This is a genomic window from Aquamicrobium terrae (assembly GCF_040545735.1).
In the GTDB taxonomy this organism is placed as follows: Bacteria; Pseudomonadota; Alphaproteobacteria; order Rhizobiales; family Rhizobiaceae; genus Mesorhizobium; species Mesorhizobium terrae_A.
The window spans coordinates 489,748-498,534 of record NZ_JBEPML010000002.1; the positions used below are offsets into that span (position 1 = coordinate 489,748).

General features: G+C 65.9%; 8 protein-coding genes. 3 read left to right on the plus strand and 5 right to left on the minus strand.

The window, feature by feature from the left end:
- Nucleotide 1: 1 nt before the first annotated feature.
- The 4 genes from ABID37_RS05130 to ABID37_RS05145 form a co-directional block, all read right to left on the minus strand.
- Complete coding sequence (locus ABID37_RS05130) at nt 2-1,630, minus strand: alpha-D-glucose phosphate-specific phosphoglucomutase (RefSeq protein ID WP_354193027.1); 1,629 nt, start codon at nt 1,628-1,630, stop codon at nt 2-4.
- A 115-nt stretch (nt 1,631-1,745) separates the two neighbouring features.
- A complete protein-coding gene (locus tag ABID37_RS05135) occupies nt 1,746-2,528 on the minus strand; it encodes an ATP-binding cassette domain-containing protein (protein ID WP_354193028.1) in 783 nt (260 codons plus the stop codon).
- Nucleotides 2,528-3,610 (minus strand): ABC transporter permease, encoded by a 1,083-nt coding sequence (locus tag ABID37_RS05140; protein ID WP_354193029.1) that lies wholly within the window; start codon nt 3,608-3,610, stop codon nt 2,528-2,530. Before ABID37_RS05140 ends, ABID37_RS05135 begins: the two co-directional genes overlap by 1 nt.
- A gap of 85 nt (nt 3,611-3,695) precedes the next feature.
- On the minus strand, nt 3,696-4,727 hold the full coding sequence (locus tag ABID37_RS05145) for a sugar ABC transporter substrate-binding protein (protein ID WP_354193030.1): 1,032 nt from the start codon (nt 4,725-4,727) through the stop codon (nt 3,696-3,698).
- 209 nt (nt 4,728-4,936) lie between these two features.
- Here ABID37_RS05145 and ABID37_RS05150 point away from each other — a divergent pair, with 209 nt between their 5' ends.
- The 3 genes from ABID37_RS05150 (at nt 4,937) to ABID37_RS05160 (ending at nt 8,414) form a co-directional block, all read left to right on the plus strand.
- On the plus strand, nt 4,937-6,163 hold the full coding sequence (locus ABID37_RS05150; protein WP_354193062.1) for an ROK family transcriptional regulator: 1,227 nt from the start codon (nt 4,937-4,939) through the stop codon (nt 6,161-6,163).
- A 45-nt stretch (nt 6,164-6,208) separates the two neighbouring features.
- Nucleotides 6,209-7,132, plus strand: coding sequence for a carbohydrate kinase family protein (locus tag ABID37_RS05155; RefSeq protein ID WP_354193031.1), 924 nt, complete (start codon nt 6,209-6,211; stop codon nt 7,130-7,132).
- A 142-nt stretch (nt 7,133-7,274) separates the two neighbouring features.
- The gene (locus tag ABID37_RS05160) at nt 7,275-8,414 is read left to right on the plus strand and encodes a DegT/DnrJ/EryC1/StrS family aminotransferase (RefSeq protein WP_354193032.1); all 1,140 of its coding nucleotides are present in this window, start codon (nt 7,275-7,277) and stop codon (nt 8,412-8,414) included.
- 31 nt (nt 8,415-8,445) lie between these two features.
- Here the strand turns inward: ABID37_RS05160 and ABID37_RS05165 are convergent.
- Nucleotides 8,446-8,787 (minus strand): transposase (locus ABID37_RS05165; protein WP_354193033.1); only part of this gene is annotated, 342 nt, incomplete at its 5' end.

Genomic DNA, 8,787 nt, shown 5'->3' on the forward strand with positions numbered 1-8,787 from the left:
ATCAAGTAATCACGCTCGGCCGGTCGCGGCCGGTATGGCGGCGGATGCCGGCAATCTCGTCGGCCGCCGCGATCAGGTCGGCCAGCGCCTGCTGCGTGTCGAGACCATGCCTTGCCGCGTCAGGCTCGTAGCGCTCGATATAGACGCGCAGGGTGGCGCCGCTGGTGCCGGTTCCCGAAAGGCGGAACACGACCCGCGACCCGCCCGCGAACAGGATGCGGATGCCCTGATGCTCGCTGACCGAGCCGTCGACCGGATCGTGATAGGCGAAGTCGTCGGCCGTCTCCACCGTCAGGCCGCGCACCTGCGTTCCCGGCAGGTCCGGCAGCCGGCCGCGCAACTCCTCGATCAACCCGTCGGCGCGGGTGGTCTCGACCTTTTCATAATCGTGGCGCGAATAGTAGTTGCGGCCGAACTCGGCCCAGTGCGTCTCGACGATCTCCTTCACGCTTTCGCCGCGCGCGGCAAGGATCGACAGCCACAGAAGCACCGCCCACAGCCCGTCCTTCTCGCGCACATGGCTGGAGCCGGTGCCGGCGCTTTCCTCGCCGCAGATCGTCGCCATCCCGGCATCGAGCAGATTGCCGAAGAACTTCCATCCGGTCGGCGTCTCGTAGAGGCCGATGCCGAGCTTCTGGGCCACGCGGTCGGCCGCGCCGCTGGTCGGCATGGAGCGGGCGATGCCTGCCAGCCCCGCCGCATAGGCGGGCGCCACCCGGGCGTTGGCCGCCAGCAGCGCCAGCGAGTCCGAGGGGGTGACGAAGATGCCCTTGCCGATGATCAGGTTGCGGTCGCCGTCGCCATCCGATGCGGCACCGAAATCGGGCGCGTCTGGCCCCATCATCTCGTCATAAAGATGCTTGGCGTGGACGAGGTTGGGATCGGGGTGATGACCGCCGAAATCCGGAAGCGGCCGAAAATTGCGGCAGGTGCCCTCGGCCGCGCCCAGGCGACGCTCGAATATCTCCTTCGCATAGGGTCCGGTGACGGCGTGCATGGCGTCGAAGCGCATGCGGAAACCCGAGTCAAAAAGCCTGCGCAGCGCGTTGAAGTCGAACAGGCTTTCCATCATGTCGGCATAGTCCCGAACCGGGTCGACGACTTCCACCGTCATGCCCTCGACCTCGACCTTGCCGATCGTGTCGATGTCGACCTCGTCGATATCCGCGATCCTGTATTCGCGGATTTCCTTCGAGCGCGCATAGATCGCATCGGTGATCTTTTCCGGCGCCGGCCCGCCATTTTCGGCGTTGTACTTGATGCCGAAATCCTCCTTCGGCCCGCCGGGATTGTGGCTGGCTGACAGGATGATGCCGCCGAAAGCCTTGTATTTGCGGATGAGATGCGAGGCTGCCGGCGTCGACAGGATGCCGCCCTGCCCGATCATCAGCCTGCCGAAGCCGTTGGCGGCGGCCATGGCGACGACCTTCTGGATCACCTCGCGGTTGTAGTAGCGGCCGTCGCCGCCGACCACCAGCGTCTTGCCCTCGAAACCCGAGAGCGCGTCGAAGATCGACTGGATGAAATTCTCCGCATAGTGCGCCTGCTGGAACACCGGCACCTTCTTGCGCAGCCCGGAAGTTCCCGGCTTCTGGTCGTCGAACGGGGTGGTCGCCACGGTGCGGATCATCTGTCGGTCTGCCTCTTAGGGAAACAAGCGTGCGGATGCGGATCAACGCGCAAGCATGCACTTCGATCCGCAATCCAGATACGCTTTCCGACAGTGCCGGTGAAGATGGCCCAATTCAGGCCGCGACGGCAGTTTCCGGTGGCCGCTTGGCGCCGGTCATGAAGGCCACGGCGTCCGACATGGTGTATTCCTTGGGGTCGATGACGGTGAGACGCCGGCCCAGCCGGTGGATGTGGATGCGATCCGCCACCTCGAACACATGCGGCATGTTGTGCGAGATCAGCACGATCGGCAGGCCGCGCTTCTTCACGTCGAGGATCAGTTCCAGCACGCGCCGCGATTCCTTGACGCCGAGCGCCGCCGTCGGCTCGTCCATGATGACGACCTTGGAACCGAAGGCCGCCGCCCGCGCCACCGCCACGCCCTGCCGCTGACCTCCGGAGAGCGTTTCGACCGCCTGCCCGATGTTCTGGATGGTCATCAGGCCGAGTTCGGAAAGCATGGCCCGCGCCCGCTTTTCCATCGCCGGGCGGTCGAGCATGCGCAGCCATTTGCCGAGCACGCCCGGCCGCCTGATCTCGCGGCCGAGGAACATGTTGTCGGCAATCGACAACGCCGGCGACAGCGCGAGGTTCTGGTAGACGGTCTCGATGCCGGCATCGCGCGCCTCCATGGGCGAGCGAAAGGCGACGGGCTTGCCGTCCAGCCTGATCTCGCCCTCATCGGGCGTGATGGCGCCCGAGATCGCCTTGATCAGCGAGGACTTGCCGGCGCCGTTGTCGCCGATCACCGCAAGGATCTCGCCCGGATAGAGGTCGAAGTCGGCCGCGTCGAGGGCCGTCACCCGGCCATAGCGCTTGACCAGGCCGCGCGCCGTGAGAAGAGGTTCGCTTTGCATCAGCCGGCCACCTTCCTGATCCACTGGTCCACCGTGACGGCGGCGATGATCAGCACGCCAATGAGCAGGTAGGTCCATTGCGGGTCCGTGCCGATCAGGCGCAGCGCCAGCGAGAACACGCCGACGATCAGCGCGCCGAACAGCATGCCGAGGATGGAACCGCGTCCGCCGAACAGCGATATGCCGCCGATCACCACCGCCGTGATGGATTCGATATTGGCGAACTGGCCGGAGGTCGGCGACACCGAGCCCAGCCGGCCGATCAGCGCCCAGCCTGCCAGCGCGCAGATCAGCCCGGCCAGCACATAGACCGACAAGAGCATGCGGTTAACGTTGACGCCCGAAAGCTCCGCCGCCTCCGGGTCGTCGCCCACGGCATAGACATGCCGGCCCCATGCCGTGTGGTTGAGCACGTACCAGAGCACCAGAACCAGCACGACCATGGCGATGACGCCATAGGTGAAGACGGCGTTGCCGACGCGGATATTGTTGCCGAACCATTGCAGCAGCGGCGCCTGCGCCTCGATGTCCTGCGCGCGGATGGTTTCATTGGCCGAATAGAGGAAGTTGGCGGCCAGGATGATCTGCCAGGTGCCAAGCGTGACGATGAAGGGCGGCAGCTTCACCCGCGACACCAGCCAGCCGTTGAGGAAGCCGCAGGCCGCACCGACGCCGAAGCCGCACAGGATGGCGACCGGCGCCGGCAGGCCGTAGCGGAAGGTGAACTGGCCCATCACCACGGAGGTCAGCACCATGATGGCGCCGACCGAGAGGTCGATGCCGGCGGTCAGTATCACCAGCGTCTGCGCGGCGCCGATGATGCCGACGATCGCCACCTGCTGGAGGATGAGCGTCATCGAGAACGGCGAAAAGAAACGCGAGCCGATAACGAAGGCGAAGACGGCAAGGGAAGCGATGAGCACGATCAGCGGCACCGCCGCCGGGCTCGAATGCAGGAAATGCTGGAGCCGCTCCACCGCCGTCCGGTCGTGGCTCTCGAACTGCGCCACCGCAGTGTCGCTGCCCGTCAGAACCTTCTCGAACTCCTGCGGCTGCCCGCCGCGTGCCGACGCCTCGGTCATCCGGCTCTCCTCCCCGGAGCGCTTTCACCTGAGGCGCACGGATTTTCCGCGCGCCTCGCGATAGTGTGCCCAAGCGCGGGTCAGATCAACCCCAGCACAGTTCCAGCCCCTTCTGGACATCGATGGACTCGACGCCCTCGGCCGGCTTGGCCGTGACCAGCGCCACGCCCGTATCGACGAAGTCCTTGCCTTCGGTGGCCTGCGGCTTTTCGCCGGTCTCGGCGAACTTCTTGATCGCCTCGATGCCGAGAGAGGCCATCAGCAGCGGATATTGCTGGGAGGTGGCGCCGATGACGCCGGCCTCGACGTTCTTGACGCCCGGGCAGCCGCCGTCGACCGAGACGATCAACACATTGCCTTCCATGCCGACCGCCTTCAGCGCCTCATAGGCGCCGGCCGCCGCCGGCTCGTTGATGGTGTGGACGACATTGATCGAGGGGTCCTTCTGGAGCAGGTTCTCCATGGCCTTGCGGCCGCCTTCCTCGTTGCCGTTGGTGACATCGTGGCCGACGATGCGCGGGTCGTCCTCGTCACCGATGCGGTTGATGTCCTTGGTGTCGATGCCGAAACCCTTCATGAAGCCTTGGTTGCGCAGCACGTCCACGGTCGGCTGCGACGGCGTCAGGTTGAGGAAGGCGATCTTCGCATCCTTGGCGCCCTCGCCCAGCGTCGCCGCCGCCCATTTGCCGACCAGTTCGCCGGCCAGCAGATTGTCGGTGGCAAAGGTGGCGTCGGCGGCATCCGCCGGCTCCAGCGGCGTGTCCAGCGCGATGACGAGAATGCCCGCGTCGCGCGCCTTCTTGATCGAGGGCACGATGCCGGCCGTGTCGGAGGCGGTGATGAGGATGCCCTTGGCACCGTCGGCGATGCAGCTCTCGATCGCCGCGACCTGGCTTTCGCTGTCGCCGTCGATCTTGCCGGCATAGGATTTCAGGTTGACGCCCAGTTCCTGCGCCTTGGCGGTGGCGCCTTCCTTCATCTTGACGAAGAAGGGGTTGGTGTCGGTCTTGGTGATCAGGCAGGCGCCGATTTCCTGGGCCGAGGCCGGTGCGGCCAGCGCCGCGACGCCAAAAGCGGTCGCGCAAAACAGAGCGGTCTTCAACGCGGAGATTTTCATTCCATCCTCCCAGAACGATTGCGGCGCCGAGCCTATGCCGGCGCCATGATGCGAGCGCTCGCGCTACCTTCCCAGCCGCGCCCTCCGGCAAAAAAAGCATGGCCGCCACCCGCGTGTCAATAATTAAATCACTCTTATTTATTATTGACAGCATTGCACCGATCCAACATTCTTGCCAAAGGACGGGAGGATTGGCGGGAGACCTTGCGGTGGAAACCGGCATAGCAAAGCATGGGCCGCCCGAAGCGGCGGAAAGCCGTTTCCACCGCGGCACCAACCAGAGCGGAATGCGCGATCACAACGAGCGGCTCGTGCTGTCGCTCGTGCGCCTGCACGGCAGCCTGTCCAAATCCGACATCGCCCGCATGACCGGCCTTTCGGCGCAGACCGTATCGGTCATCATGCGCGAGCTGGAGCGGGACGGCCTTCTTCTGAAACAGGCGCCGCAGCGCGGCAAGATCGGCCAGCCCTCGGTTCCCATGTCGCTCAATCCGGACGGGGCCTTCTTCATCGGCCTGAAGATCGGGCGCCGCAGCGCCGACCTGGTGCTGATCGATTTTCTCGGCACGGTGCGCGCGGCCCTGCAGCTCTCCTACCGCTATCCGGTGCCGCGCGAGACGGTCGGTTTCGTTTCGACAGGTATGGCAAAGCTGCGCGACAGCCTCAGCGCCAGCCACCAGCAGCGCATTGCCGGCCTCGGCATCGCCATGCCGTTCCAGCTCTGGAACTGGGCCGACACGGCCGGCGCCCCGCGCGAGGTGATGGACGAGTGGCGCCACCGCGACATGCGCGCCGAAATCCAGCTTCTGTGCGACTTTCCCGTCTATCTGCAAAACGACGCCACCTCCGCCTGCGGAGCCGAACTGGTGTTCGGCCAGACGGGCGCGCTGCGGGACTTCGTGTATTTCTACATCGGCGCCTTCGCCGGCGGCGGCATCGTGCTCGACGGAAGGCTCTACAGCGGCCCGACCGGCAATGCCGGCGCCCTGGGTTCGATGCTGGTGCCCTGCAACGGCAACAAGCCGACGCAGCTCATCGATATCGCCTCCATCGCCGTCCTCGAAAAGCGTCTCAACACGCAGGGCATCGAGGCGCCGCATCTGTGGACCACGCCGGAGGAGTGGGGCGACCTCGGCCCCGTTGTCGACCAGTGGATCGCCGACGCCGCGGGCGCGCTCGCCTATGCCATCGCCTCCTCCACAGCCGTCATCGACTTCGAAGCCGCCGTCATAGACGGCTGGATGCCTGCCACGGTGCGGGCACGGCTGGTCGAGGCCGTGCGCGAAGCCATCTCCGGCATAGACGCGGAAGGCCTCACTATCCCCCGCATCGAGCAAGGCACGGTCGGCGTCCATGCGCGGGCGCTGGGCGCGGCGAGCCTGCCCCTGTCGGAGCGCTTCCTGATCGGCCCGACCCTCCCCGCCCGGGCGACGTGAGCTGCAGGCAGCCGTCGCTGAAACAACACCACGGAGCGAACGCGAATGATACTCTGCTGCGGCGAGGCCCTGATCGACATGCTGCCGCGCCGTTCCACGCTTGGCGAGACCGCCTTCGCGCCCTATGCCGGCGGCGCGGTGTTCAACACGGCCATCGCGCTCGGGCGGCTCGGCGCGCGCACCGGCTTCTTCTCGGGCCTCTCCAGCGACATGTTCGGCAGCCTGCTGCGGAAGGAACTCGAAGCCAGCCAGGTAGACTGCCGCTATCTCCACATCTCTCCTCGCCCCACCACGCTCGCCTTCGTGCAACTCGACGACGGCCAGGCCAGCTACACCTTCTATGACGAGAACACGGCCGGGCGCATGCTGACCGAGGCCGACCTGCCGGCGCTCGGCGACGAGATCGAGGCCATGCTGTTCGGCGCCATCAGCCTGATTTCCGAGCCGGCCGGCGGCGCCTATGAGGCGCTCATGCGCCGTGAGCACGGCACCCGCGTGACGATGCTCGATCCCAATATCAGGCCGGGCTTCATCCCCGACCGCGAAAAGCATCTGGCCCGCATCAAGGCGATGATGGCCATGGCCGACATCGTCAAGCTCTCGGACGAGGACCTTGCCTGGTTCGGACATACCGGCGCGCCGGAGGATTTCGTGCGTGCATGGCTGGAGCGGGGGCCGCGCCTCATCGTCGTCACCCATGGCGGCAGGGGCGCCACCGGCCATACGCGCAGGGGCAGCGTGTCGGCCGTCCCGCCGCAAGTCGATGTGGTGGATACGGTGGGGGCCGGCGACACGTTCAACGGCGGCCTGCTCGCCTCCCTCTCCGAACAGGGCTTGCTGACCAAGGCCGCGATCGCCTCGCTTTCCGGCGAAGCACTGCACACCGCGCTCGATCTGGCGGCCCGGGCCGCCGCCGTCACCGTCTCGCGCGCCGGCGCCAATCCGCCCTGGCGGCGCGAGCTCGCCTGATTTCGGCGGACATCAAATTTCGGCCGCACTCGCGCAGCGAAATGTGATCTGGCCGCATCGGCCGCAGGGGCCTGCGCCTTTCCCAGTCCGGCCAAGTCTGCTACTTGCGCCCGGTTACTGGCTCATCCGCATTGGAGCACTCATGCAGTTCATCGATCTCAACGCACAGCGCGAACGCATCCGCGACCGGCTCAAAGCCGCCATCGACCGCGTCGTTGACGATGGCCGTTACATTCTGGGGCCGCAAGTCGGGGAACTGGAACAGAAACTCGCCGCCTATGTCGGCACCAAGCATGTCGTGGCCTGCGCCAACGGCACCGACGCGCTGCTCCTGCCGCTCTACGCCTCCGGCATCGGACGCGGCGACGCGGTGTTCGTGCCGAGCTTCACCTTTGCCGCGACAGCCGAAGTGGTGGCACTTGCCAAGGCCGAGCCCGTCTTCGTCGACGTTGATCCCGACACCTACAACATCGACATCGCCAGCCTCGAAGCGGCCATCGACATGGTGAAGAAGGAAGGCCGCCTGCAGCCGAAGGCGATCATCCCGGTCGACCTGTTCGGACTCTGCGCCGACTATGATGCCATCATGCAGATCGCCAAGCGCGAGAACCTGCTGGTGATCGAGGACGCCGCCCAGTCCATCGGCGGCTCTTTCGGCGACAGGATGTGCGGCGCGTTCGGCCATGTCGCCGGCACCAGCTTCTATCCGGCCAAGCCGCTCGGCTGCTATGGCGACGGCGGCGCCATGTTCACCGATGACGGCGATCTCGCCGAAAGGTTGCGGTCCTTCGCCTTCCACGGCAAGGGCGAAACGCAGTACGACAACATCCATGTCGGCATCAATTCGCGCCTCGACACGCTTCAGGCAGCGATCCTGATCGAGAAGCTCGCCATCCTCGAAGACGAGATGGAAGCCCGCCGCAAGGTGGCCGCCCGCTATGCCGACGGGCTCGGCGACGTCGTGAAAGCCGCGAACAATCCCGGCCAGGGCCGCTCGGCCTGGGCGCAATACGCCATCGAGACGCCGAAGCGCGACGGCCTCAAGGCGCACTTGCAGGAAAAGGGCATTCCGTCCGTCATCTATTACGTCAAGCCGCTGCACGCGCAGGTCGCCTATCGCGGCTTCCCGCGCACGCCCACCGGGCTTGCCGTCTCGGAAGGCCTGCCGCAGCGCATCCTGTGCCTGCCGATGCATCCCTATCTGTCGGAAGACGATCAGGACCGCATCATCGAGACGATCCGCAATTATATCGGCTCGAACTCGGCAGCCGCGGCGGAATAGTGCTGGGGTTTTCTACCTCATCACATCGTCATCAACTCTGATGGTTTTGATTGTCTCTGAGCCTTGCGTTGAGGGTTATGATGATCTTTCGCATGGTCGCTGCGATTGCGAGGATCGGTGGTTTTCCGTTGGCGATGAGGCGCGCGTAGAAGGCGGCGAACTCGCCTTGTCCGGCAGCGGCGCGCAAGGCCGGCATGAAGAGTGCGGTCCTGACCTGCGGTCTGCCGCCGCGCTGGCGTCGCCGGCCCCTTTCTGTGCCGCTCTCGTTGGGGTGCGGGGCGGTGCCGGCCAGCGCTGCGGCCTGTCGGCGCTGGAGATGGCCGAGCTCGGGCATCAGGGCGAGGATCGTCACGGCGCTGACCGTGCCGATGCC

Excerpts from the sequence above, each read along its gene's own strand:
- ABID37_RS05130 (WP_354193027.1), bottom strand. The coding sequence starts at position 1,630 with ATGATCCGCACCGTGGCGACCACCCCGTTCGACGACCAGAAGCCGGGA.
- ABID37_RS05135 (WP_354193028.1), bottom strand. The coding sequence starts at position 2,528 with ATGCAAAGCGAACCTCTTCTCACGGCGCGCGGCCTGGTCAAGCGCTAT.
- ABID37_RS05140 (WP_354193029.1), bottom strand. The coding sequence starts at position 3,610 with ATGACCGAGGCGTCGGCACGCGGCGGGCAGCCGCAGGAGTTCGAGAAG.
- ABID37_RS05145 (WP_354193030.1), bottom strand. The coding sequence starts at position 4,727 with ATGAAAATCTCCGCGTTGAAGACCGCTCTGTTTTGCGCGACCGCTTTT.
- ABID37_RS05155 (WP_354193031.1), top strand. The coding sequence starts at position 6,209 with ATGATACTCTGCTGCGGCGAGGCCCTGATCGACATGCTGCCGCGCCGT.
- ABID37_RS05160 (WP_354193032.1), top strand. The coding sequence starts at position 7,275 with ATGCAGTTCATCGATCTCAACGCACAGCGCGAACGCATCCGCGACCGG.